The organism is Lactobacillus sp. 3B(2020), from assembly GCF_013487845.1.
Taxonomy (GTDB): domain Bacteria; phylum Bacillota; class Bacilli; order Lactobacillales; family Lactobacillaceae; genus Limosilactobacillus; species Limosilactobacillus alvi.
In genome coordinates, this window is sequence record NZ_CP047410.1 from 702311 (window position 1) to 727296 (window position 24986).

At 41.5% G+C, this 24986-nt stretch carries 24 protein-coding genes; 20 read left to right on the forward strand and 4 right to left on the reverse strand.

All coding sequences use genetic code 11. From position 1 onward, the window contains the following. The 3 genes from GTO83_RS03385 to GTO83_RS03395 are packed head-to-tail and all read left to right on the forward strand — an operon-like array spanning position 1 to position 4617. Positions 1-1740: an ABC transporter ATP-binding protein gene (locus tag GTO83_RS03385; protein WP_180871728.1), complete on the forward strand. Its 1740-nt coding sequence runs from the start codon at positions 1-3 to the stop codon at positions 1738-1740. Then, on the forward strand, positions 1733-3571 hold the full coding sequence (locus GTO83_RS03390; protein ID WP_180871729.1) for an ABC transporter ATP-binding protein: 1839 nt from the start codon (positions 1733-1735) through the stop codon (positions 3569-3571). The genes GTO83_RS03385 and GTO83_RS03390 overlap by 8 nt, the downstream gene beginning before the upstream one ends. 11 nt (positions 3572-3582) lie before the next feature. Then, positions 3583-4617: a serine hydrolase domain-containing protein gene (locus GTO83_RS03395; RefSeq protein ID WP_370524335.1), complete on the forward strand. Its 1035-nt coding sequence runs from the start codon at positions 3583-3585 to the stop codon at positions 4615-4617. A gap of 232 nt (positions 4618-4849) precedes the next feature. Here GTO83_RS03395 and GTO83_RS03400 read toward each other — a convergent pair whose 3' ends face one another. The 4 genes from GTO83_RS03400 to GTO83_RS03415 form a co-directional block, all read right to left on the reverse strand. Next, positions 4850-5347, reverse strand: a complete 498-nt coding sequence (locus GTO83_RS03400; protein ID WP_180871730.1) for a DUF1440 domain-containing protein — start codon at positions 5345-5347, stop codon at positions 4850-4852. A 79-nt stretch (positions 5348-5426) separates the two neighbouring features. Beyond that, positions 5427-5720, reverse strand: coding sequence for a hypothetical protein (locus GTO83_RS03405; protein ID WP_180871731.1), 294 nt, complete (start codon positions 5718-5720; stop codon positions 5427-5429). A gap of 12 nt (positions 5721-5732) precedes the next feature. Next, positions 5733-6464: a type 1 glutamine amidotransferase gene (locus tag GTO83_RS03410; RefSeq protein ID WP_180871732.1), complete on the reverse strand. Its 732-nt coding sequence runs from the start codon at positions 6462-6464 to the stop codon at positions 5733-5735. Further along, positions 6464-7801, reverse strand: a complete 1338-nt coding sequence (locus tag GTO83_RS03415; RefSeq protein ID WP_180871733.1) for a Mur ligase family protein — start codon at positions 7799-7801, stop codon at positions 6464-6466. The genes GTO83_RS03410 and GTO83_RS03415 overlap by 1 nt, the downstream gene beginning before the upstream one ends. Positions 7802-8172: 371 nt before the next feature. Between GTO83_RS03415 and GTO83_RS03420 the strand changes: the two genes are divergently transcribed. From GTO83_RS03420 to GTO83_RS03500, 17 genes are all read left to right on the forward strand, one after another. Beyond that, positions 8173-9882 (forward strand): IS1182 family transposase, encoded by a 1710-nt coding sequence (locus GTO83_RS03420; protein WP_180871734.1) that lies wholly within the window; start codon positions 8173-8175, stop codon positions 9880-9882. A gap of 191 nt (positions 9883-10073) precedes the next feature. Next, entirely contained in the window at positions 10074-10667 is a 594-nt protein-coding gene (locus tag GTO83_RS03425; RefSeq protein WP_180871735.1) for a thymidine kinase, read from the forward strand. A 5-nt stretch (positions 10668-10672) separates the two neighbouring features. Then, positions 10673-11755, forward strand: a complete 1083-nt coding sequence (prfA, locus tag GTO83_RS03430) for a peptide chain release factor 1 (protein WP_180872109.1) — start codon at positions 10673-10675, stop codon at positions 11753-11755. Then, positions 11748-12593, forward strand: a complete 846-nt coding sequence (prmC, locus tag GTO83_RS03435) for a peptide chain release factor N(5)-glutamine methyltransferase (RefSeq protein WP_180871736.1) — start codon at positions 11748-11750, stop codon at positions 12591-12593. Before prfA ends, prmC begins: the two co-directional genes overlap by 8 nt. A 20-nt stretch (positions 12594-12613) precedes the next feature. Then, positions 12614-13636, forward strand: coding sequence for an L-threonylcarbamoyladenylate synthase (locus GTO83_RS03440; RefSeq protein ID WP_180871737.1), 1023 nt, complete (start codon positions 12614-12616; stop codon positions 13634-13636). An 85-nt stretch (positions 13637-13721) separates the two neighbouring features. Continuing rightward, complete coding sequence (gene upp / locus GTO83_RS03445) at positions 13722-14357, forward strand: uracil phosphoribosyltransferase (protein ID WP_180871738.1); 636 nt, start codon at positions 13722-13724, stop codon at positions 14355-14357. A gap of 414 nt (positions 14358-14771) precedes the next feature. Next, positions 14772-15884, forward strand: a complete 1113-nt coding sequence (locus GTO83_RS03450; RefSeq protein WP_180871739.1) for a YibE/F family protein — start codon at positions 14772-14774, stop codon at positions 15882-15884. Next, positions 15881-16654, forward strand: a complete 774-nt coding sequence (locus tag GTO83_RS03455; protein ID WP_180871740.1) for a YibE/F family protein — start codon at positions 15881-15883, stop codon at positions 16652-16654. The genes GTO83_RS03450 and GTO83_RS03455 overlap by 4 nt, the downstream gene beginning before the upstream one ends. 165 nt (positions 16655-16819) lie before the next feature. After that, complete coding sequence (locus GTO83_RS03460; protein ID WP_180871741.1) at positions 16820-18088, forward strand: uracil-xanthine permease family protein; 1269 nt, start codon at positions 16820-16822, stop codon at positions 18086-18088. Positions 18089-18493: 405 nt separating this feature from the next. Next, entirely contained in the window at positions 18494-19204 is a 711-nt protein-coding gene (gene atpB, locus GTO83_RS03465; RefSeq protein WP_180871742.1) for a F0F1 ATP synthase subunit A, read from the forward strand. Between the two features lie 24 nt (positions 19205-19228). Further along, positions 19229-19441, forward strand: a complete 213-nt coding sequence (gene atpE / locus GTO83_RS03470; protein ID WP_180871743.1) for a F0F1 ATP synthase subunit C — start codon at positions 19229-19231, stop codon at positions 19439-19441. 44 nt (positions 19442-19485) lie between these two features. Then, a complete protein-coding gene (atpF, locus tag GTO83_RS03475) occupies positions 19486-19995 on the forward strand; it encodes a F0F1 ATP synthase subunit B (RefSeq protein WP_180871744.1) in 510 nt (169 codons plus the stop codon). Further along, complete coding sequence (gene atpH / locus GTO83_RS03480; protein ID WP_180871745.1) at positions 19985-20527, forward strand: ATP synthase F1 subunit delta; 543 nt, start codon at positions 19985-19987, stop codon at positions 20525-20527. The genes atpF and atpH overlap by 11 nt, the downstream gene beginning before the upstream one ends. A 33-nt stretch (positions 20528-20560) precedes the next feature. After that, a complete protein-coding gene (gene atpA, locus GTO83_RS03485; RefSeq protein WP_180871746.1) occupies positions 20561-22099 on the forward strand; it encodes a F0F1 ATP synthase subunit alpha in 1539 nt (512 codons plus the stop codon). A 32-nt stretch (positions 22100-22131) separates the two neighbouring features. Then, on the forward strand, positions 22132-23052 hold the full coding sequence (locus GTO83_RS03490; RefSeq protein ID WP_180871747.1) for a F0F1 ATP synthase subunit gamma: 921 nt from the start codon (positions 22132-22134) through the stop codon (positions 23050-23052). A gap of 23 nt (positions 23053-23075) precedes the next feature. After that, positions 23076-24494 (forward strand): F0F1 ATP synthase subunit beta, encoded by a 1419-nt coding sequence (atpD, locus tag GTO83_RS03495; protein WP_180871748.1) that lies wholly within the window; start codon positions 23076-23078, stop codon positions 24492-24494. Between the two features lie 11 nt (positions 24495-24505). After that, on the forward strand, positions 24506-24928 hold the full coding sequence (locus tag GTO83_RS03500; protein ID WP_180871749.1) for a F0F1 ATP synthase subunit epsilon: 423 nt from the start codon (positions 24506-24508) through the stop codon (positions 24926-24928). The last annotated feature ends 58 nt before the right edge of the window (positions 24929-24986 follow it).

The window sequence follows — 24986 nt, forward strand, 5'->3', positions numbered from 1 at the left end:
ATGATAAAAATTGCTCGAAAAAATTTAGCAGTTATGCCAACGATTTTTGCGGTTGTTTTTTTACTGCTACAAGTTTTTTGTGATTTATATTTACCAACCATTACGGCTGATTTGATTGATAAAGGGGTAATTAACCATGACCTTGCCTATATCAAACACGAAGGGATCATGATGTTACTGGTTTCTTTAGTTGGGCTTGTTGCCGCTGCCTTAAATACCTTTTTTGCCTCAACTCAAGCCATGAGCGTTGGTCGAAAATTGCGGAAACAAGTCTTTGATAAAGTAATGCGATTTTCAAATAAGGAAATTAGTGAATTAGGTGATTCGTCCTTAATTACCCGTTCAACTAATGATGTGGTTCAAGTTCAAACGGTGATGTTCCAGACTTTGCGGATGATGCTGCAATCACCAATTATGATGATTGCAGTGATTGTTTTGGCTTATCATCGGGAATCAAAATTAACCATGATTTTTTTAATTAGTCTGCCAGTATTAGCGGTAACGGTTGTGATTGTAATGAGCAAAGCCGTACCACTTTTTCGGAGTATTCAAAAGAAGACTGACCGGATTAATCTGGTTTTTCGGGAAGGGTTAACCGGAGTCCGGGTAATCCGGGCTTTCAACCAGGATGAACGGGAACAAAATCGATTTAATACTGTTAATGAAGATTATACAGAAACGGGGATTAAAGCCTTTACCTGGGTAGCATTTCTTTTCCCAACAATGACTTTGATTTTAAGCCTTACTAATGTAGCAATTATTTGGTATGGAGCCCATTTAATTGCAAACCAGACGATGCAAGTGGGAAATTTGGTCTCCTTTTTAACATATGCTGTCCAAATTCTCTTCTCATTTATGATGTTAGCAATGGTCTTTGTGTTTGTTCCACGGGGAGTAGCTTCGGCTCGGCGAATTAATGAAGTTCTTGATTATGAAGTTGCGGTAAAAGATCCAAAACCAAGCGAGCAACTTAGATTAACGTCAAAAGCACCAAGTCTGCAATTTAATCACGTCAATTTTCGCTATCAAGGAGCTGAAAAATTATCCTTAAATAATTGTGATTTTGAGGTTACTAGTGGGCAAACCTTGGCAATTATCGGCGGGACTGGCTCAGGAAAATCAACCCTGGTTAACCTAATTGAACGCCTATTTGACCCTGAAAGTGGCCAAATTAAGATTAATGGCATGCCAATTAAACGCTTAAGTCAACATGATTTGCACACCTTAGTGTCAATCACTCAGCAAAAGGCGGTTCTGTTTGCGGGAACAATTCGTTCAAATATGCAATTTGGTTATCCAAACGCAAGCGATGAAGAGATTTGGCATGTCCTAGAAATTGCTCAAGCGCGGGACTTTGTTGAAGAAGCTGGGGGCTTGGATGCAATTGTCGAACAAGATGGTGCCAACTTCTCTGGCGGGCAACGACAACGATTGGCGATTGCTCGAACGATTATTAAACCAGCAAGCATTTACATCTTTGATGACTCGTTTTCAGCTCTTGATTTTAAGACGGATGCAAAACTACGCCAAGCATTGAAAGCTGATTCAAAGCTAAAAGATGCCGTTAAGGTAATTGTTGCCCAACGGGTCTCAACAGTTGCCGATGCGGACCTAATTTTAGTGCTTGAGGATGGGGAATTGTTAGGGAAAGGTGATCACCAATCTCTAAAAGCCAATAATCAAACTTACCGAGAAATTATTGCGTCACAGATTCAAAAGGGGGTAACAACCAATGCATAATCGGCAACGGAGGGGAGCTGAAAAAGCTAATCACTTTTGGCCGACAACGAAGCGGCTGTTAACTTACCTACGACCGTGGCGGTTAGCGATGGTGATTGCAATTGGGATGGCCATTGCTTCGGTTATCACCTCGATCATTGCTCCCAAAATTCTTGGGGAAGCGACAACCACGATTTATCAAGGCATCATGAAGGGGTATACCGAGATAAAAATGGGTCAGCATTTAACGACCTTCCCAATCGATTTTGCTAAAATCGGTCGTATTGCTTTGATTGTGTTAGTCCTTTACTTACTGTCCGGGTTCTTTAGTTTTGGTCAGCAAATCATCATGACCCGGGTTTCGCAACGGGCGGTCTTTAATTTACGACGAGATTTCAAAGCAAAGCTCGCTCGGGTGCCCGTTAAGTACTATGATGCGACGAGTAATGGGGAAATCATGAGCCGGATGGTTAATGATATGGATAACATTGCGACTGCTCTCCAGCAAGGGATTATTCAGATCATTACTTCGCTTTTGACGATTATTGGGGCTTTGACATTGATGATTTTAATCAGCTGGCGGTTAACGCTTGTTGCTCTAGTCACGATTCCGCTTTCGGCAATCGTAGTTGGCTTTGTTGCACCAACTGCTCAAAAACTGTTTGAACGCCAGCAAGCAGCTTTGGGAAAGATTAATGCTCAAGTGGAAGAAGTTTATGCAGGACAAACGATTATCCGAGCATTTAACCATGAACAAGATGAAGCTGCTAAATTTGCGGAACATAACGAGAATTACTACCGGGCGGCGTGGCGAGCCCAGTTTTTCTCAGTTTTAATTTTTCCTTTGATGAACTTTATTAATAATGTGGGCTACTTACTAGTTGTTGTAGTGGGAACAATTCAAGTTATTCATGGCCAAATTACTTTGGGAAATGTGCAAGCTTTTATTCAGTATGTCAATCAATTTACCCGCCCTTTAACCCAGATTGCTAACTTATCAAGTACAATCCAGCAAACGATTGCTTCAGCGGAACGTATTTTTGCAGTTTTGGACGAAGCGGAAATGGATGAAAGTAAGACGACAACCCCAGTTAAGAATCAACCGCAACCGATGATTGAATTTGAACACGTTGATTTTGCTTATGATCCAAAGACACCACTGATTCAAGACTTTAATCTCCGGGCTAAACGAAATGAAATGGTGGCTATCGTTGGGCCAACTGGAGCTGGTAAGACCACCATTATTAATCTGTTAGAGCGCTTTTATGATGTTAATAACGGTAAGATTTTCTTAGATGGCCGGGATACTCGAAGTATGAGTCGTCATGAATTACGACAACATTTAGCGATGGTATTGCAAGAAACATGGTTATTTACGGGAACAATCTTTGAAAACATTAAGTATGGCCGTGAAGATGCAACCGATGAAGAAGTTTACCAAGCTGCTCGGATGGCCCGGGCTGATAACTTTATTCGCGAGTTGCCAAATGGCTACGACACAGTTTTAGATGAAACGGCTTCAAATATTTCGCAAGGGCAACGCCAATTATTGACAATTGCGCGGGCTTTCTTGGCAGATCCAGAAGTTTTAATTTTGGATGAAGCTACGAGTTCAGTTGATACCCGGACCGAAGTTCAAATTCAAGCTGCGATGCGAAAGTTGCAAGAAAGTCGAACTAGCTTTGTGGTTGCTCACCGACTATCGACAATTCAAAAGGCAGAACAAATTATTGTTTTGAACCATGGCCGAGTTGTTGAGACTGGGGATCATGATTCATTAATGGTGCAAAACGGTTTTTACGCAGACCTATACAATAGCCAATTTTCAGGTCAAATGACTGAAAAGGCTTAATTCGAGGAAAAATGCAAATTCAAACTAAGTATCAAAAAACGCTAAAATTACTAACTAACATGCGGATTAACAAAGTGGTTCCAGCACTTTCATATTTGATTTTTGAAGGAAATCAACGTCTAAAGGTTGAAACAGGTTGGGCAAAAATAAAACCGGAACTTGAACCGCTAAGGCCGGGGATGTTTTATGATCTAGCCTCTTTAACGAAAGTGATCGGCACCCTTCCTGCGATTGCTCAGTTAGTCCAAGCTGGAAAACTAAATTGGGATGATCAAGTAAAAACTTTCCTTCCAGAGCTGCAAGGAAAGAATGCAACTATCCGAGATTTATTAACTCATACCGCAGCAATTGAGGGGTATATTCCCCATCGAAACGAGCTTAATCATGCCGAACTTTTACAGGCAATTTTAAATACTGAATCTTTTGGGGAGAATTTAGCAAAAAACATTTGTTATACCGATCTTGGATTAATCTTAGTAGGATTAATTGCCGAAAAGGTGACTGGTAAGCCAATTCAAGAACTGGTAACCGACACGGTTATCCAACCGCTTGGCCTAACTAACGAGCTAAGCTATCATCCCCCAGTCCAAGGAACCGTGCCTACTGAGTTATCTAAAAAACGGGGATTAATCCGAGGAACAGTGCATGATCCCAAGGCCTTTGTTTTGCAAGAGCAATGTGGAAGTGCCGGTTTATTTGGAACTTTGACTGGATTAGAGCGATACGCTTATGAATTGTTGGAAAATAACCTTGGTGGATTATTAACGACAACGATGATTCAAAGTTTCTTTCATGACCAAACGCGGATGCAAGGGATGCATAACCGGAGCTTTGGCTGGAAATTATTTTTGTCCCGGGGCAAAGATCGCCATTCGGTAATTTCGCATACTGGTTTTACTGGGACTTTTATGATTTTAGATCAACAAACGGATCAAGGTTTGATTGTTTTAACCAACCGGGTTCACCCGACAGCAAAAAATGATCGTTTTCTGGAATTACGAGATCAGATTGTTGCTTCGTATTTGAACGAAAAAGAGAAAAGCTAGATTGATTAAAAAAGGGGGAGGGATATTGCTAAGACTGTGATTTGGAGCAAACCAGCCAACTGGTTTGGAGTTTGTGAGCCCATGCAAGGCTGAATCGGTTGGAGTGACTGTTAGGGAAGCAACTGCCATTCAGCTACTGCTTTGACCTTAGTTACTAAGTAACCTTCGGAGATGACAAAGAAGTCGGGAAGAAACATTAATTTCTTCCCGGCCGCTTTTTTGCTAGTCAAATTTACTTTTGATTGTTCAAATGTTGATAGATTTGGTTAGCCATTAAATCAGTTGACCACATCCAGACGGCGTGACCAAGAATTTCAGAAACGTGTTCTTCTAGTGGCTGTTCCTTTGCCCTTGGTACTGTCCCTAGTTTTGGCATTAGTTCAACGTGGAAGAGTTCCCAAACGCCTAGTCCAAATGGGATTCCTTGCCCAACCTTGATCCAAGGAAGTAATTGCCCACCAACACTATAAAGGGCGCCAAAGCCACTTGAAAAACTAAAGTGAACTAAGTAACTTACCCAAGGAAGTTGATGACCAGAATAAGTATAAGTTGAATGGGTTACGCTTTTGGGTACGCCAAGTTGTTCTAGTAATTTTTGTGGTGGATTAGTAGCATCTCGTTCAGGAGTTCGGGGTGGCATTAAATTTTCCCAACCTAACTTAACAAGTCCCGAAACAAAGCCGGCTGCGAGCCCAGCAACGAGGGCGGCTTTATAATTGATTTTTGCCATAAGGACACCTCAAATCTTAAATTCAAACTTTTAAATAAAATTTATCACGCATCAGGATTAAATGCCAAGGTTTTGATTCTTATTTTAAGCGTTGATCTTCTCGATCAAGCTTCATGATTACGATCGTCTCGCATAAGACGAGAACACAGGAAAGGGGAAGAAAAACACTTTCGGGAGTGAAGAGAACTGCAAGGACGATTACCCATGAAAAAAGGTTCCACCTTCGCTCAAGGCGTAGTACTTTTTGAACCCTATCTTGTTCACTGTGGTCTCGGACACTTGCAACCTGTTGAGTTAGGCGAGTGTATAAACGGACTTCCCAAAAAGATTCAATAAAGAAAATTACGACCATTAGGGTAGAAAAGAGATTCATAAAAAATCCTCCTTAGAACGTTGGGGTAATCTTTAAGGCTGCTTGTTGGCTAAAGTCGGCATCGGGGTACTTATTTTTTAGGGCCTCTAAAAGCATTGTTTTTGCTAATTCACCATTTCTTGTCAAGATTGGCCCATGGAAATATGAACAGTAGGTGTGTTTATAAATAGCACCTTCAGTTTTATCTTCACCATTATTACCGTGACCTTCTTGAACAATCCCAAGAGGACGTTCATTTTCACCAAGGAATGTCCGGCCGTTATGGTTTTCAAAACCATGGTAAAGTTGTCCGGTTTCGGAGTTTTTAATCACAATGTCCCCAATAAAGCGACTGTTGTTTACCCTATCAGTTCGGTGCTCACTTTGCGTTAATGTGTAGTGGTCAAGGGCTCCAACACCAGATATTTTTTCACCGTTTGCGCCGATATAATATTTACCAAGGAGTTGGTAACCACCACAAATGGCTAGCATTGGTTTATTAGCTTCAATGTAACGCTTGATTTCGGCTTGTTTCTTTGGTAGGTCTTTGGATACAACCATTTGTTCATAGTCTTGACCACCACCAAAGAGGGCGAGGTCATAATCATCAGCATTAAATTCTTCTTCAATGCTAACGACTTTAACCTCAATGTCAGTATCCATTTGTTGAGCATAATATTTTAAAGCGATGATATTTCCTTCATCACCATAGGTATTTAAAAGGTTCCCATATAAATGAGCTAAACGAAGATGGTACTTAGCCATTAGTCCATCCCTCCTTGAATATAGTTTTTATCAGCAAGTTCCTTCCGCAGTTGTAAAACAGCAGTGTAGGTTGCTAATAAGTAAACATGCTTCGTTGGCATTTTTTTAATTAGATCAATTACTTTAGTTAGATCAGGTTCGGTAGCGTTTAATTTGATCCCAGCCATAGTTAAGCGGGTCGTGATATCTTTGTAGCGCTCTCCACCGGTCATGAAATAAGGGATTGATTGACCCTTTAGGGCCTCAAAGTTACCGTCCCAAATCCAACTAGTGTCAATTCCATCCGCGTAGTTAGCGTTTAAAAGGAATCCAAAACTGTATGGTTCGCTATCAGTCATGATCATATCAAGTACTTGGTTTAAGCCGACTGGATTTTTAACTAGGACGAGGGTAACCTCTTTACCGTCAACATTAATTATTTCTTGCCGACCAAATACGCGTTCGTCAGATTCAAAAGCGTTTTTAATTTGCGCTGGTTCAACTCCTAAGAAACGGCCAAGGGCATAAGCAGCAAGCGCGTTATAAATGTTATAAACACCACCAATTTCAATTTTATATGGTTTGCCATCTAATTCAAAACTTGAACTAGTTGGGGTTAACTTAGTTAGTTTAGTAACGTTATAAGTTAATTTAGGCCGTTTAAAACCGCAGTGAGGGCAGAAGTAATCACCAAGGTTTGCATAAGTCCGAAGATGATAGTGGAGAATGTGTTGGCACTTTGGACATAGTAATCCATCCGTGTTAGCAGGCGCTAAGAAATCACTCTTGGCCTCATGATTAAAACCATAATAGATTGTTGGGTTTGGTAAATCTTTCGTATTGAAGATTTGTTCATCCCCGTTAGTAATAATGGTAGCCTTTGGTGCTAGCTTAACTCCCGCTAGAATTTTATCGTAAGTTGTGTAGATCTCACCATAGCGGTCCATTTGGTCACGGAAAAGATTAGTAATTACAAAAGCAATTGGGGTAATAAATTGACAGACTTTAACCACGTTAGCTTCATCCACTTCAAGAATTGCTAGGCTTTTTTGCTTTGGCCGGGGGGCGGTTATAAAAGTAGTGACAATTCCTTGTTCCATATTTGAACCAGTAGGGTTAGTTAAAACTTGGGGGTATTTTTCCCGAAGCACGCGAACACTGAGAGCGGTAGTTAAGGTTTTCCCATTGGTTCCCGTTACAATAACTAAATCGTATTTTTTACTAAAAGCTTTTAAAATATTAGGATCTAATTTAAGGGTGATCTTTCCTGGTAGCGAACTCCCACCATGGAAAAATTTGTGTAAAAACCAGTAACTTGATCGACCAGCTACTTCAGCAATTGAACTTTTGAGCGTCATAAGCTCCTCCTTAAATTCGCAATTATATATTTAGAAATTATAAGCGTTCCAAGAACAAAAGAAAAGTAAAGGGATAAGAGGTTGGGAAAAAAGCTCCTTGACGGCCTGGTTGGGATAAGAAGAACGAAGGTTGATTCATTAGAATCGGCCTTTCGTTCGCACTTATCCGCTAAGGCCGTGCTTTTTGACCTTAGTTACTGAGTAACATTCGGAGATGCAAAGAGGGTGAGGCTGGGAAAAAACTCCTAGTCCAAAGTAAAAACCGGATGATGAATTTCTTAAACAATTCATCATCCGGTTTTTATGTACACAGGAAGTTGCTCCTGATATGATGTAATTATCACGAAAACAAACAAAAAGGAGCGATTTCCATGTATCAAAATTATACCATAGGGCAAACCGAATTCGTACTAAACTATAACTATGATTTACCAAAGAACCATATTGCGCGACTAATTAGTGCATTTGTCGACTCAATTCCACAGGAGGTTCTATTGGAAGAGTCGGTGGCGGCTACTGGCCGCCCTGCATCGCATCCAGCAATTATGCTTAAGATCCTCTTGTTTGCCTACTCGCGTCAAACCTATTCTGGAAGAAAGATTGAAATGATGTTGGATGAGAGTCTACCAATGCGTTGGTTAGCCCATGACTATACTTATAGTTACCACACCATCAATAACTTTCGGAGCAGTCAGCACGCTAGTAATCTGATCAAGCGTGCTTTTGTCTACTTTACCATGGCTTTAACAGATCACGGCCTAATTCAAAATGATGCAGTTTTTATTGATGGAACCAAGGTCGAAGCTGATGCCAATAAATATTCATTTACTTGGCGTCGTGCAGTGGAAAAGTACCACGCTAAGTTAAGGGAAAAGACAAGTAAGATTTATGAGGAATTAGTGGAAAAACGAGTGGTGCAAGAAATGGCGCCAGAGCTGGTCACTTCTGCCGAAGGCATGAAAACAATGGAACAAGAACTCGGAGAGCAAATCACTAAATTAGATGAAGAGATTGAGCAAGAACCCAAAATCATCAAAGGTGGTTCAGTTAGGAAACGGCGTCGTCGTTTCCTAAAAAAACTTCGCCACCAGCTAAGCAACGACTTAATTCCTCGTGCCCAAAAGTATGAACATGCCGAAGATATCTTCCAAGGTCGCAATAGCTACTCCAAGACTGATCATGATGCGACTTTTATGTGTATGAAAGAAGATCCGATGATGAATCGGGAATTGAAACCTGGCTATAACTTACAAATTGCCACTCATAAGCAATTTGTTCTTGATTACGGATTATTTTCAAACCCAACTGATACAAGGACTTTAGTGCCATTTCTTAAGCAATTTCATGCCTTAGGCTTCTTTAAACATATCGTCGCTGATGCAGGTTATGGTAGTGAATACAATTACACAACGATTCTTGATCAGTTTGAAAAGCAACCTATTATTCCCTATACAACTTATCAAAAGGAACAGAAGCGCAAGTTTAAAAACGACCCAACTAACTCACAAAATTGGCAGTATAACGCCGAAGATGATTACTATATTGATCATTTAGGGGTTCGCTTTAGCTTTTATCGGTATAGTGAGCAAATCGATAAATATGGTTTCAAACGTGATTTTAAAATCTATCGGGCAGATAAGCACCAGCCGTCAGCGCAATTGGATAAATTAACGAAAACACCAGGTGGTCGGCAACGTTATATGAAGGTTAACCCGACCTGGAATTATTACAAAGCAAAAGTGAAAGCGACCCTCTCAAGTGACGAAGGTAAGGCGATTTATCGTCGACGGAAGTTCGACGTTGAGCCAGTCTTTGGTCACATGAAGAGGGATTTTGGCATACGCCGAACTCACTTGCGTGGTCAACGGGCTGTGGAAAATGACATTGGCCTGGCCCTGATGACATTAAACATAACGAAATTGGGACAATTAATTAACCGATGGAGGGCCAATTTCATAAATAATCGAAAATCCGGACTACAATTTTTGATCAAGGCAAAAATTATAGTCCGGATTTTAATGTTAGAGGGGCAAAAATTAATAGTTAATTCCCAGCCTCAGCCTCCTGAATTACTTCCGTAAAACGGTCGAAGATTGATGGCAATTCCAAGAAGATTGTTCGAAAAGTCATCAATGAAGGGTATTTTATTCAAGAATGGAAAATAAATTATTCGGAGATTGCTCTTTTCTAAAAGACCTTGGTGGGAATGGTTTAAAAATTAGGAAAATTTCGCTATAATAAAGTTCACTATGCAGTAAAAAGGGTGAAAAAATTGGCACAGTTATTTTTTAAGTATGGCGCAATGAACTCAGGAAAGTCGATTGATATCCTTAAAGTTGCTCATAACTATGAAGAACAAGGGAAACCGGTTGAGCTATTGACAAGTGGCGTTGATACGCGCGCTGGACAAGGAGTCATTGCTAGCCGGATTGGTTTAAAACGGCGGGTTACGCCCGTGATGAAAGAGACTGACCTTTTTGAATTGGTGAAGGCAGTTGACCATCCTTTATACTGTGTGTTGGTTGATGAGGCACAGTTTTTGACAAAGCGACACGTTTTGCAATTAACAAAAGTGGTTGATGAGCTTGATATTCCAGTTATGGCATACGGGCTAAAGAATGACTTTAAAAATGAGTTATTTGAAGGAACCAAGTATTTGCTGATTAATGCTGATAAAATTGAAGAGATGAAGACAATCTGCTGGTTTTGCAAGCACAAGGCAATTATGAATTTACGGATTCATGATGGAAAACCCGTGTATGAAGGCGAGCAGGTCCAAATTGGGGGCAATGAGTCCTACTACCCGGTTTGTCGCTATCACTATTTTCACCCCGCATTATCCACAGGACAGGAGAATGATAACTAATGCAAATGGAAGAAATCTTTGATAAGTTACAAGCGGTTGCTGATCGCTATGACGAATTAAATGAGTTAATTTCTGATCCCGAAGTAATCGCTGATAGTCAACGATTTATGAAACTTTCAAAAGAAGAAGGAAGTTTACGGGAAACGGTTGAAAAATATCATGAATACCAAAATGTCACCCAAACCATTAAGGATGACGAAGAGTTGTTACGTGATACTTCAGATCCTGAATTAACCGAGATGACCAAGGAAGAACTTGCAGAAAGTAAGGACCGTCAGGCAAAGCTTGAAAAAGAATTGGAAGTTCTTTTAATTCCAAAAGATCCAAATGATGATAAGAACATTATTATGGAAATTCGAGGAGCTGCTGGTGGGGATGAAGCCTCCTTATTTGCTGGTGATTTGTACAACATGTACTTACGGTATGCTGAAAAGCAAGGCTGGAAGGTAGAAATTATCGATAAGACGGAAACTGAAGTTGGTGGTTTCAAAGAAATCGCGATGATGATCACTGGTGACAATGTTTACTCAAAGCTAAAGTTTGAAAATGGAGCTCATCGGGTTCAACGGGTCCCAGTTACCGAATCAGCTGGGCGAGTACACACCTCAACGGCAACGGTTGGGGTAATGCCAGAAGCTGAGGACGTTGAAATTGATTTGGACCCAAAGGACATTCGGGTTGATGTTTACCGCTCTTCTGGGGCTGGTGGACAACACATTAACAAGACCTCTTCAGCAGTTCGGATGACCCACTTACCAACTGGAATTGTGGTTGCTATGCAAGATGAACGGTCACAACAGCAAAACCGAGCAAAGGCAATGCGGATCTTAAAGGCTCGGGTTTACGACTACTACCAACAAAAAGAACAATCTGCTTACGATGCTAAACGAAAAGATGCCATCGGAACGGGGGATCGTTCGGAACGAATTCGAACTTATAATTATCCGCAAAACCGGGTTACCGACCACCGGATTGGTTTAACTTTAAATAAGTTGGACAAGATTATGGGTGGCGATTTAGATGAAATTATCGAAGCCTTAATTATTGCTGACCAAGCGAAAAAGTTGGAGCAATTACGGAATGAGTAAGTGGACCTATTTTGAAGCCCAGCAGTGGGCTTCTTCTTTTTTGAAAACTGCGGGGATGGATCCAAGCACACCACAATTCATTCTTGAGATGATTCATGATTGGAAATTTACTGATTTAGTAATGCATAATCGTGATTTTATGCCAGCCGATGAGGCTTTTCGTTTTACCCGGGCGGTGGAGCGAATCGCCAATGCTGAGCCGGCTCAATATGTAGTCGGTAAAGCGCCATTTTTTGGCCGGGTTTTTGTGGTTAATCGAGATGTACTAATTCCAGAAACTGAAACGGAAGAATTGCTTGAATGGGTACTTGATTCAATGCCAGCTGATAAACCATTAAAAGTATTGGATCTTGGAACCGGGAGTGGGGTAATTGGGATTACTTTGGCACTGGAAAGGCCGAAGTGGCAAGTTACCCTTTCTGATATTTCAACAGATGCCTTACGAGTGGCCCTTACAAATCAACGTTTACACGGGACTAACTTGCGCCAAGTTGAAAGTGATCTCTTTGCTGGCTTTGGTGAAGAGCGGTTCGATCTAATTGTCACGAATCCTCCTTATATTGGAGTTGATGAGATCAGTGAGATGGATAAAGCGGTAATTGACTATGAGCCACCACTGGCCTTATTTGCCTCGGAAGGTGGCTTAGGTTTTTACCGGCGGTTATTTACAGAATTACAGCAACATTTGACTCCTCAAGGGGAGCTTTTTGGGGAAACTGGATATCGACAAGAACAAACCATTCAACAACTTTTTGATCAAACCGTGGCAAGCGGCAAAATTGAAACAAAACATGACGTTGCAGACCGAATGCGCATGATTCGGGTAAGTCTAAAATAGAGGAAGAGCAGGCGAAATTTTTGGAAACTAAAATTTTTTCAACGAATGAGATTAAAGAAGCCGCTGAGGCGATTAATGCTGGCAAGTTGGTTGCTTTTCCAACTGAAACAGTTTATGGTTTAGGGGCTGATGCGACAAATGAAACTGCGGTTAAACAAGTCTATGCTGCTAAGGGACGGCCGAGTGATAATCCCTTAATTGTGCACGTTTCTTCAGTTACAATGGTTGAGCAATATGCGGCTGAAATCCCTGATCAGGCGCGCGCTTTAATGGCCAAATTTTGGCCAGGCTCATTAACGATTATTCTTAAGATCAAGCCAGGGTCACTTTCAAAAACGGTTACTGGAGGGTTAACGACCGTTGCTTTTCGTTTTCCAGCTTGTCAACCAACCCTTGATTTGATTTCAACAGCTGGGGTACCCTTAGTTGGCCCGTCAGCCAACACCTCCGGTAAACCCAGTCCAACCACGGCTCAACATGTCTACCATGATCTAAATGGTAAGATTGCCGGAATTTTGGATAATGGGCCAACAAAAGTTGGGGTTGAATCAACGGTTTTAGATCTTTCTACTGACCAGCCAGTGATTCTTCGACCAGGAGCAGTTACCAAAGCCGATATTGAAGCCGTAATTGGTTCAATTGAACTAAATCATCGGAAGGTTAAAGCAAACGAAATTCCTAAGGCACCGGGAATGAAATATAAGCACTATGCGCCAAATGCGCAGGTTTACGTTGTTGATCCCGCAACTGATTGGCAAGTGGTTAGTGAATGGGTGGCTAAGCAACCAGAGCAGGTTGGAATCATGGCTAAAGATTCAACCCTTAAGACCACTAAGTTTCCAGCAAATGCAGTCTTGTTTTCAATCGGTGATGATATAAAATCGGCTACCCATTTGTTATTTGATGGTTTACGAGAATTTGATAATCAACCAGCAATTAAAATTATCCTTGCCCAAGGGTTTGTAGCAACTGGCCTGGGGGCAGCATATATGAATCGCTTGAATAAATCGGCTGGTGGTTGTCACTTTGATTTTAAAGCATAAAATTCTTGGCTTTTAGGTAAATTCAAGGGTCAAAAGCCAAGAATTTTTGGTACAATGGTTGAGAAACCAAAAGGGAGTGTGTACCATGGGTAAATTTGAAGTTTTGGATCACCCATTGATCCAACACAAGTTAACAATGATTCGGGACAAAAATGTTGGAACGAAAGCATTTCGGGAAACTGTTAAGGAACTATCAACATTAATGGCCTACGAAGTTTCGCGTTCTATGCCGCTTAAGGATGTTGAAGTTGAAACACCAATTGCCAAGACAACGAAAAAAGAATTAGCTGGTAAAAAGGTTGCGATTGTACCAATCCTACGAGCAGGACTAGGAATGGTTGATGGGATGACGGAATTAATCCCAGCGGCTAAGATTGGTTTCATTGGGATGTACCGGGATGAAGAAACTTTAAAGCCACACGAATATTTTGTGAAGTTGCCAAATGATATTTCAGAACGGCAATTATTTATTGTTGACCCAATGTTAGCAACTGGTGGTTCAGCAATTATGGCAATTGATGCTTTAAAGAAGCGAGGCTGTTCAGAAAAGAACATGAAGTTTGCTTGCTTGGTTGCCGCTCCTGAAGGGGTAAAGGCTGTTCGAGAAGCCTTCCCAGATGTTGATATTTACACAGCAGGTCTTGATGACCATCTTAACGAAGATGGTTACATCGTTCCAGGTCTTGGTGACGCTGGGGATCGACTTTTCGGTACTAAATAATCTATTTGATTAAATTTAAAAGAGGATAGAAAAAAAGGCTTCTTGACGGCCTGGTTGGGATAGGAAGAACGAAGGTTGATTCATAAATTTTCGTTCGCCCTGATCCGCTAAGGCCGTGCTTTGGAGCGAACCAACCAACTGGTTTGGCGTTTGTGAGCCCATGCAAGGCGAAATCGGTTGTTGCGACCGCCAGGGAAGCAACTGCCATTCGGCTACTGCTTTGACCGTAGTTGCTGAATAACATTCGGAAATGAAAGCGAGGATGAGCAGAAACTTGAGTTTCTGCTCATCCTCGCTTTATTTTTATAAATCTTTTATTTTTATAAGGTTCCCTTTAGAATTAGTAAAGTTCCCACTATTCGAAATCAGGATGGAGTAGACTAAAGAAGTTTTGATTAGTGAGGTGAAGAAAAGATGAATTTTCAATGGACCGCTAAGTATAAAAAATTGCTAGCGGTTTTTTTGTTGAGTGGAGTTTTACTTTGGCTTTTTATGGGTCATAATCAACGCCTTTATCAAACTCCAATCGCTCAGGTTGAACAGGCAAAAACCATTCAAGTTAATCAAACTAAGGACCAATTTGAAAATCGTGATCAAGAAGTTACTCAGCGTTTACGATTGAAGTTATTAAATACGAAACATCGCGGAAAAAAACTAACAGTTCAAAATCAATACTATCGTTCAATGGGATTGACGCAGAGATACCGGACTGGAAATCAAGTTTTCCTAAGTCAATTAAATTTAAAACCGGGTCATCATGTAAAAGCAACAATTAGTGGTTTGAAACGTGATCGAACGCTAATCATGTTGCTTTGGCTAGTCACGGGATTACTAGTCTTTACTTTGGGAAAAGCTGGGGGCTTAGCGATGCTTTCAGTCGTTATCAATTCAATTTTACTGATAATCGCAATTGAAGTTGATTTGAAATTTCAATCATGGAATGCGTTTGCGATTTTTGCTGGCTTGGCCTTGGTTTTTGCAATGCTAAGTTTAGTGCTAGTTTTAGGATTAAATAAAAAAATGATTGCGACCTTAGCATCGACAATTTTAGGCACGAGTGTGGCGGTTCTTCTCAGTTATTTGATCTTACAAATTACGAATGAGCGGGGAGTTTACTATGAATCAATGCAGTATGTTACGCAGGTACCACGCCCTTTATTCTTAGCAGAAACGTTGATTGGTTCGCTAGGAGCAGTAATGGATGAATCATCAGATATTGTTGCGACCCTCTTTGAGCTAAAAACCTTAGATCCGGCACTTAGTTTCGGCCAATTGTTTAGTTCGGGCCGCAAAGTTGGTCGTTCAATTATGGGACCCTTAGTAAATGTCTTGTTTCTAATCTTTATGGCAGATACTTTTACTTCTGCATTAATGTACCTTAAAAATGGTAATTCAATGTTTTATACTTTTAACATGAATATGAGTCTTGGCATGGTTCAAAGTTTGGTTTCCGGGATTGGAATTGTTTTGGCGGTGCCGTTAGTAAGCTTCTTCGCGGCTAGTTTATTAGGGAGGCGACAAAAGTGAGCTCAATTACAGCGCTTGGAATTGTTTTATTAGGATTAATGATTCTAGTCGGGGGAAAACAAGGTTGGTTAGCTTTTTTGAGTTTGATCCTAAATTTTGGTTTCTTGTACTTTGCCCTTTTGCTAATTGCTTTGCAGGTGCCAGCAATTTGGGTGGCGGCCGTATTGGGAGTGGTCATGTTAGCAATTACTATCTTTATGGGGGAAGACGATTTAAACATCACAATTCCAGCTTTTTTAACTGCTTGCATTGTTGCTTTTAGCCTCCTTTTGATTATTTATGGGATTGAACATCTTGAGATGGTCCAAGGCTTTAGCCTCGAAGATAGTGACGATCTAGAAGGTATGTCCTTGGCACTGGGAGTTTCTTTTCTAAATGTTACGATTGCGACCGCCTTTTTATCAATATTAGGCGCCATTGCTGAAGCGGCAATGGCGGTTGCTGCTGGATTGACGGAAATTTTAAGTAATCATCCTAAGCTCGCAAATGTTCGCCTTTTTCACAATGGAATGACGATTGGTAAACAAATTATTGGTACAACATTAAATACCCTGTTCTTTGGCTTTGTTGGCGGTTTATTAGCACTTTTAATTTGGTTTTTAGGCCTACATTATTCATTAGGAACAATCCTAAATAATAAGATTTTTGTGCACGAAGCAACCTTGGTTCTCATATCATTTTTGGCAGTCATTTTGACCGTTCCAGTCACGGCCTTGGTTGTGATTTACCGGCGAAATCACCTAAAAAATAACCTTACCCGTACAGAATAATTGACAGTGGGAGAAAAAATCGGTAGAATAACAACGATTGTTCACGAATCCTTTAATGTGGGTCCAGCGAGGCCCCAAAGGTTAAGTAAGTTTTGGTATCCTGCCAAAATAACGTCTTTGGGTCCTTAGGATCAAAAGGCGTTTTTTATTTTGGAAGGAGAAAACATGGCAAAAAAACGTGATGTCGTTTTAGCAGTTAACGAACGACCAACTTTAGGCCAGTGGTTTGGGCTGTCATTGCAACATATGTTTTCAATGTTTGGTTCAACTGTTTTGGTCCTAATCTTGGTCGGCTTAAACCCGGGGATCGCCCTCTTCAGTTCCGGGGTCGGGACCCTAATGTATATTTTGATTACCCGGCATAAGATTCCGGCTTATATGGGATCGAGTTTTTCTTTCATTGTGCCAATGATCGTTTTAATGAAAACGACGGGGTATCCAGGAATTGCTCAAGGAACAATTGCAGTTGGATGTGTCTACTTGATTGTTTCTCTGATCGTTTCAGCAATTGGCGCAGATTGGATTGATAAGGTCCTTCCCCCAATCGTTGTCGGACCAATCGTAATGGTAATTGGACTTTCGCTGGCTGGAACTGCAGCTAAGGATGCCACGATGAATGGGAATACGTATGATCTAAAGTTCTTCTTGGTGGCCTTGTTAACCCTCTTGATTACAATTATTTTTAATATGTTTTTCAAGGGCTTCTTAGGATTGATTCCAATTCTATTAGGAATTGTTGGTGGCTATCTAATCGCTTGTGCTTTTGGAATTGTGGATTTTTCAGGAGTACAAGCAGCTCACTGGTTTAGTTTACCTAATTTCCAGATTCCCTTTGTTAACTATCACCCGCAATTTTACTGGGGAGCAATTCTAAGTATGGCACCAATTGCCTTCGTGACAATGACAGAACACTTGGGGCATATTATGGTTCTTGATGAATTAACTGGTAATAATTATTTTAAGGATCCCGGCTTAAATCATACTCTAGCAGGAGATGGGACAGCTTCCATCATTGCTGGATTTGTTGGTGGTCCTCCGGTTACCTCATACGGTGAAAACATTGGGGTTCTAGCGATTACGAAGGTTCAATCGGTCTACGTACTTGCCGGGGCCGCTGCTTTTGCGATCTTCTTTAGTTTTGTTGGTAAGCTTTCGGCTTTGATTGAATCCATTCCGTCACCAGTAATTGGGGGGATTTCCTTCCTATTATTTGGAGTAATTGCTTCATCAGGATTGCGGGTATTGATTGAACGGCATGTTGATTTCGATAAGAAACGGAACTTGATGATTGCTTCCGTGATCTTAGTAGTTGGGATTGGCAATGCCTACTTAAAACTTGGGCAATATGAATTTTCAGGTTTAGCGGTAGCTGCAATTCTCGGAATTATATTGAATCTTGTTCTACCTGAAGAGGCTCGGAGTGAAGAAAAGTAACGACATTTATTTAGACTTGTCGTTTGTATGCAAAAAGTCACAAACTATTTTATTCGACTTGGAATAATTTAGGTGTGGCTTTTTTTAGCTAAGAAAAAATTAAATTGGAATTTAAAGCAAAAGTTAAAAAACTATTAAATTTACAAAAAATTATTTCTGATAGTTAAAGGAATAAAATGGCTAAATATTCTTAAAAAATCGAATAGTACTTCACAAGATAAAAAACTGGAAACGATTAAATAGGAAACAAGAGGCGCTTGTTGGCGCCTTCATAGGGTGGAAACGGTTTTGAATTTTTTCTTAAACAATGCTATATTAATTTCTGTAACTTAGGTGTCTAAGCTTTTTAGTCATGGCAATAAATTACAACTTATGAATGTTATAAGGAAAAGAGGTGAGATGTAAATGGGCGGTGATGCTTTTACTTTTGAGCTTTTTGGCTTGACCTTTAATTGGACTAACATTCTTTCTGGGTTATTGGTATTTGCACTAACCTTTTTTATTTTATTTGGCCTTTCACGGCATCTACAAATGAAGCCAACTGGTGGACAAAATGTATTGGAATGGTTAATCGAATTTACTAATGGAATTGTTCGGTCCCAAATGCCAGCCGACCAAGTGGGCAATTATAGCTTTTTAGCTTTTGTACTTTTTGTCTTCTTGTTTGTAGCAAACCAATTAGGGTTGATTCTACAAATTGGTTGGAATGGTCACGAATTGATCAAGAGTCCTACGGCTGATCCGGTGGTAACCTTAACGTTCTCGCTGTGTGTGATTACCTTGACGCACTTTGCAGGTATTTCGCAAAAGGGCTTCAAGTCCTACTTCAAAGAATACCTCACCCCGAGCGTGTTAATGCTTCCCATTAATCTAGTAGAGGAATTTAGTAATTTCTTAACGCTGGGTCTACGGATCTTTGGTAATATCTTTGCTGGTGAATTGCTATTGAAGCTCTTGGCGCAAATGGCCTTTTCACATGGATTACCAACAATGATTGTCAGTTTGCCACTTGAAATGATCTGGCAAGCTTTCTCAGTCTTCATCGGTTCAATCCAAGCATATGTCTTTGTAACATTAACGACGGTTTATATTTCTCGGAAGGTAACTGAGGAATAACCACTTCTTAAGGAGGAAAATACAATGGGTGCAATTGCTGCAGGTATCGCTGCTGGTTTAGCGGCTGTTGGTGCTGGTGTTGGTAACGGTTTGGTTATCGGCCACACGATTGACGGGATGGCTCGTCAACCAGAAATGTCTGGTACTTTACGTGGGACGATGTTCGTTGGGGTTGGTTTGATTGAAGCTTTGCCAATCCTTGCTATCGTTATTGCGTTCTTAGTAATGAACAAGTAGTTACTAATTGATTTAGAATTATTTAGTAAAGGAGGTGTCAATAGATGCTGGTAATTGCAGAGTCCAATAGTTTATATGTTGGGGATATGCTCTTTTATTTAATTTCCTTTATTATCACCGCTTTACTGGTTTGGCATTTTGTTTGGAAGCCAGTTACTGGAATGATGGAAAAGCGGGCTAAGACGGTTGCAAATGACATTGATTCTGCGAAAAAGTCTCGTGAAGAAGCAGAACAATTAGCTACAAAGCGTCAAGCTCAATTAGAAGGTTCCCAAGCTGAAGCTGCTAAGATTGTTGATCAAGCCAAAAAGTCTGCAAAGACACAAGGTGATCAAATTGTTGCAACTGCTCAAGCAGACGCACAAAACTTGAAGGAACAAGCCCAAAGAGATGCAAAGCAGGCTCGTGAAGATGCATTGCGCGGCGCCAAGGACGATGTCGCAAACCTATCTATTGAGATTGCTTCCAAGCTCATCAAGAAGCAGTTAAATGCAGATGATCAAAAAGCCTTAATTGATTCTTATATTGAAGGGTTGGTAAAACATGAGTCTTGATCTAAGAACAGTTGCCGACCGCTATGCCAAAGCTGTTTTTGAGTTAGCATCTGAACAAGGCCAACTCGATGCAGTTCATGAAGAACTCACTAGTATTAAGGCGGTTTTTGAAGCTAACCCCAATCTAGCAAAAATGCTTACGGGAGTTAAGCTAAGTCTTGATCAAAAGAAGTCATTAATTGAAGCTTTGAAGTCAGATGCTAGTCAACTGGTTTCAAATTTAATTCAAATGGTTTTTGATTACGGGCGGATGAATATCATGGTCGTAATTATTGATGAGTTTGAACGCCGGTACGATCAACAAAATAAACGGGTTCATGCCGACGTAGTTACAGCGGTGCAACTTGATGAACCACGGCGCGCTCAACTCAGGCAAAACCTCTTAACTCGTTATGGAGCGAAAGAGATTGTTTTGCATGAAACGGTTGATGAATCAATCTTAGGTGGGGTAATTGTCACTGCCGAACACAAGACCCTTGACGGGAGCTTGAAATCAAAGATTGAGCAGATTCGTCGTTTACTTATTAAATAATATTAATATTGGACTTGAAGAGGTGAGATTTGTATGAGCATTAAAACTGAGGAAATCAGTTCACTCATCAAAAAGCAACTCGCCAACTACCAAGATGACATTTCCGTTCAAGAAACGGGAACGGTAACCTACGTAGGGGACGGGGTTGCCCGGGCCGATGGTTTGGAAAATGCCATGGCTGGTGAGTTGCTCGAATTTAGTAATGGCGTCTTCGGGATGGCCCAAAACCTCGAAAGTAACGATGTCGGGATCGTTATTTTAGGGGACTTTACGGGTATTCGTGAAGGAGATACGGTAAAGCGGACTGGCCGGATCATGGAAGTTCCTGTTGGTGATGCTTTACTTGGTCGGGTTGTAGATCCCCTTGGTCGTCCGCTGGATGGCTTAGGTGATATTCAGACTGAGAAGACGCGGCCAATTGAAAAAAAGGCTCCTGGTGTTATGCAACGGAAGAGTGTTTCTGTTCCGTTGGAAACTGGGATTAAGGTTATTGATGCCTTGGTTCCAATTGGTCGTGGTCAACGGGAATTGATCATTGGGGACCGGAAGACCGGGAAGACTTCAATTGCCATTGACACGATTATTCATCAAAAGGACCAAAACGTAATTTGTGTTTACGTTGCCATTGGTCAAAAGGAATCAACTGTATGGGCACAAGTTGAAACCTTGCGGAAGTTTGGGGCTTTAGATTACACGATCGTTGTTTCAGCTAGTGCCTCAAACCCAGCTCCATTGCTGTACATCGCTCCATATGCTGGGGCTGCAATGGGGGAAGAATTTATGTACAACGGCCGGGATGTTTTGATTGTCTACGATGACTTATCAAAACAAGCCGATGCTTACCGGGAACTTTCCTTGATTCTTCGGCGGCCACCTGGTCGGGAAGCTTACCCTGGTGATATCTTCTACACCCACTCTCGTTTGCTTGAACGGGCTGCGCGGTTGTCTGATGATATGGGTGGCGGATCCATGACGGCCTTGCCAATTATTCAAACGCAAGCCGGTGACGTTTCTGCTTATATCCCAACGAACGTTATTTCCATTACGGACGGTCAGATCTTCTTGAACTCTGATTCATTCTACGCTGGTCAACGGCCAGCCATTGATGCCGGGACTTCTGTTTCCCGGGTTGGTGGGGATGCTCAAATCAAGGCCATGAAGAAGGTCTCTGGGACCCTTCGTTTGGATATTGCATCTTACAACGAATTGGCTTCCTTTGCTCAATTCGGTTCTGATCTGGATGCCGCTACGCAAGCTAAGTTAGCACGTGGTGAACGGACGGTTGAAGTTTTGAAGCAAGGCCTTCATGCTGGTCAACCAATTGAACAACAAGTTGTTACCTTATTTGCTTTAGGACACAGTTTCCTTGATAAGGTTCCGGTTGAAGATGTATTGCGTTTTGAAGAAGAATTAGCAGCCTTTATGCACGCTAACCACCAAGACTTGTACGATCAAATCAAGAAGACTGGTAAGCTACCAGAAGGTGACCAACTTGAAAAGGCAGTTGCTGAATTTGCAGCTGGTTTCCAAGTGACTAAAAAAGCTAATAATCAAGCAAAGGCTAACGACTAAGAGGAAAAGCTAAGAAAGGACGGTGAGATTTAGTGCCAGCTTCATTAGCTGCAGTTAAGCGGCGTTTAGAGTCAACTAAGAACACCCGACAAATTACGTCGGCGATGAACATGGTTTCCACCGCTAAGCTCAACCAAATTCAAGGCCACACTAAGACCTATGAAGTTTATGCTGATCAGGTTAAGTCAGTCCTGGTTAGTTTGGTTAAATCTCATAAAGCGACCTTAAAGAACGGGGTTTCAGATGATAAAGATCATTTGGGAAGCCTCTTTACCAAGCGCCCAGTTAAAAAGACTGGGATCTTAGTTGTTACGTCTGATCGAGGATTAGTTGGTTCTTATAATAGTAATGTTATCAAGGCTACCCTCGATAAGATGAAGAAGAATGGTTTAACCAAAGAGAACACCGTATTCTTAACGGTTGGTCGAACTGGGACCGAGTTCTTTAAGAAACGCGGAATGAACGTTGTCTTCGAAGCGACTGGAATTAGTGATGTTCCAACCTATCGTGAAACTCACAATATTGTTAAAAACGCAGTGCAAATGTATGCTGATGGGATCTACGATGAACTTCTGTTAGCCTACAGTCACTACGTAAACCGAATTGTATCTCACGACCGGGTTGACTTGGTATTGCCAATTTCAGCTGAATCATTAGCATTAGAAGAAGATAACACGGAATCAAAAGTGATCGGGGCCGAATATGACCTCGAGCCTGACTTGCCACAATTGATTAGTAAATTAGTTCCTCAGTTTGCCGAGAGTTTAATCTATGGAGCAATTTTGGACGCTAAGACTAGCGAACATGCTTCAAGCGCAAACGCAATGAGCTCAGCTTCTGATAACGCAGATGATATTATCTCTACGCTTCAGTTACAATACAATCGGGCACGTCAAGCTGCCATTACGACCGAAATTACCGAAATTACCGGTGGGATGACAGCACAAGAATAATTTGAGATTTTGGAGGAAATGAAATGAGCGCTACTGGTAAAGTTGTTCAAGTCATTGGACCAGTTGTTGACGTTGAATTTCCCTTAGACGAAAAGCTTCCTGAAATTAACACGGCTTTAAAGATTCAAGAAGCAGATGACAAGACTTTGACGGTTGAAGTTGCCCTTGAATTAGGTGACGGAGTCGTTCGGACGATTGCCATGGACGGTACTGACGGGTTAACGCGGGGAATGACGGTTGAAAACACCGAAGCCGCTATTAGTGTGCCTGTTGGTGACGAAACCCTTGGTCGGGTGTTTAACGTCTTAGGGGAACCAGTTGATGATGGTCCAGCCTTTGGACCAGATGCAAAGCGGATGCCAATTCACCGTGACGCACCAAAGTATGAAGAATTAAGTACCCAAACTGAAATCCTAGAAACTGGGATTAAGGTTATTGACTTACTTGCCCCATATGTCCGGGGTGGTAAGATTGGTCTCTTCGGTGGTGCCGGAGTTGGTAAGACGGTTCTTATCCAAGAATTGATCCACAACATTGCCCAAGGACACAATGGGATTTCTGTCTTCACTGGGGTCGGCGAACGGACCCGTGAAGGGAACGATATGTACTACGAAATGAAGGCCTCAGGGGTTCTTGAAAAGACGGCCATGGTTTATGGACAAATGAACGAACCACCTGGTGCCCGGATGCGAGTTGCCTTAACTGGGTTAACGATTGCGGAATACTTCCGTGATGTTAAGGGTCAAGACGTGTTGCTCTTTATCGACAACATTTTCCGGTTCACGCAGGCCGGTTCAGAAGTTTCAGCCTTGCTTGGTCGGATTCCTTCTGCCGTTGGTTATCAACCAACTTTGGCTACTGAAATGGGTCAATTGCAAGAACGGATCACTTCGACTAAAAAGGGTTCAATTACTTCAATTCAAGCTGTCTATGTGCCTGCCGATGACTACACCGACCCTGCTCCAGCTACGACTTTCGCCCACTTGGACGCAACGACTAACTTGGAACGGCGGTTAACGCAAATTGGGATTTACCCGGCCGTGGACCCATTGGCATCTACTTCAACGGCTCTTGCTCCAGAAATAGTTGGTAAGGAACACTATGAAGTAGCTACTGGGGTTCAACACGTGCTTCAACGTTACCGTGAATTGCAAGACATTATTTCTATTTTAGGGATGGATGAATTATCCGATGAAGAAAAGACCATCGTGGCTCGGGCACGACGGATTCAAAACTTCCTTTCCCAAAGTTTCAGTGTTGCCGAACAATTTACTGGTCAACCTGGAGCATACGTTCCACTTGAAGAAACAGTTAAGGACTTCAAGGCAATCTTAGATGGTAAGTACGATGATCTTCCTGAAGAAGCTTTCCGGCTTGTCGGGGGAATCGATGAAGTAGTTGCCAAGGCTAAGAAGATGCAAGACGCCGCTGATAACGCTTAGGGGGGATGACCATGGCTGAGTCGACTTTCAATGTCACGATTGTCACTCCTGATGGGACCGTCTATGATGAACCGGCGACCCTTCTTGTTATGAAAACAACGGAAGGTCAAATGGGACTTATGAAAAACCACCAACCGATTATTGCTTCTCTAGCAATTGACGAGTTACGGTTGAAACATGGTAATGATACTGAGGATACTGTGATTGCCGTGAATGGTGGGTTCATAGATTTCAACGGGCAAAATGCAACGGTTGTTGCTGGAAGCGCTGAGCTTGCCAATGCGATCGATGTTGCTCGTGCTCAAAGTGCTAAGAAACGAGCAGAAAAACAAATCGCTCATGCTAAGCAAGTTCATAATGCGGATGAATTAGCACGGGCAGAAGTTCACCTTGCTCGGGCAATTAACCGGTTACGGGTTTCTAGTGGCAAATAATTACTTGAAGGCTGGGATTTTTCTCAGCCTTTTTACATAAAAGAATTTGAAGGAGAAG

Bases quoted from the DNA above. Each gene is read 5' to 3' on its own strand.
- atpB (WP_180871742.1), top strand. From the start codon at position 18,494: ATGGGCGGTGATGCTTTTACTTTTGAGCTTTTTGGCTTGACCTTTAAT.
- GTO83_RS03420 (WP_180871734.1), top strand. From the start codon at position 8,173: ATGTATCAAAATTATACCATAGGGCAAACCGAATTCGTACTAAACTAT.
- GTO83_RS03395 (WP_370524335.1), top strand. From the start codon at position 3,583: ATGCAAATTCAAACTAAGTATCAAAAAACGCTAAAATTACTAACTAAC.
- atpD (WP_180871748.1), top strand. From the start codon at position 23,076: ATGAGCGCTACTGGTAAAGTTGTTCAAGTCATTGGACCAGTTGTTGAC.
- GTO83_RS03385 (WP_180871728.1), top strand. From the start codon at position 1: ATGATAAAAATTGCTCGAAAAAATTTAGCAGTTATGCCAACGATTTTT.
- upp (WP_180871738.1), top strand. From the start codon at position 13,722: ATGGGTAAATTTGAAGTTTTGGATCACCCATTGATCCAACACAAGTTA.
- GTO83_RS03405 (WP_180871731.1), bottom strand. From the start codon at position 5,720: ATGAATCTCTTTTCTACCCTAATGGTCGTAATTTTCTTTATTGAATCT.
- GTO83_RS03415 (WP_180871733.1), bottom strand. From the start codon at position 7,801: ATGACGCTCAAAAGTTCAATTGCTGAAGTAGCTGGTCGATCAAGTTAC.
- GTO83_RS03460 (WP_180871741.1), top strand. From the start codon at position 16,820: ATGGCAAAAAAACGTGATGTCGTTTTAGCAGTTAACGAACGACCAACT.
- atpF (WP_180871744.1), top strand. From the start codon at position 19,486: ATGCTGGTAATTGCAGAGTCCAATAGTTTATATGTTGGGGATATGCTC.
- prfA (WP_180872109.1), top strand. From the start codon at position 10,673: ATGGAAGAAATCTTTGATAAGTTACAAGCGGTTGCTGATCGCTATGAC.
- atpE (WP_180871743.1), top strand. From the start codon at position 19,229: ATGGGTGCAATTGCTGCAGGTATCGCTGCTGGTTTAGCGGCTGTTGGT.
- GTO83_RS03390 (WP_180871729.1), top strand. From the start codon at position 1,733: ATGCATAATCGGCAACGGAGGGGAGCTGAAAAAGCTAATCACTTTTGG.
- GTO83_RS03450 (WP_180871739.1), top strand. From the start codon at position 14,772: ATGAATTTTCAATGGACCGCTAAGTATAAAAAATTGCTAGCGGTTTTT.
- prmC (WP_180871736.1), top strand. From the start codon at position 11,748: ATGAGTAAGTGGACCTATTTTGAAGCCCAGCAGTGGGCTTCTTCTTTT.
- GTO83_RS03500 (WP_180871749.1), top strand. From the start codon at position 24,506: ATGGCTGAGTCGACTTTCAATGTCACGATTGTCACTCCTGATGGGACC.
- atpA (WP_180871746.1), top strand. From the start codon at position 20,561: ATGAGCATTAAAACTGAGGAAATCAGTTCACTCATCAAAAAGCAACTC.
- GTO83_RS03400 (WP_180871730.1), bottom strand. From the start codon at position 5,347: ATGGCAAAAATCAATTATAAAGCCGCCCTCGTTGCTGGGCTCGCAGCC.
- GTO83_RS03410 (WP_180871732.1), bottom strand. From the start codon at position 6,464: ATGGCTAAGTACCATCTTCGTTTAGCTCATTTATATGGGAACCTTTTA.
- atpH (WP_180871745.1), top strand. From the start codon at position 19,985: ATGAGTCTTGATCTAAGAACAGTTGCCGACCGCTATGCCAAAGCTGTT.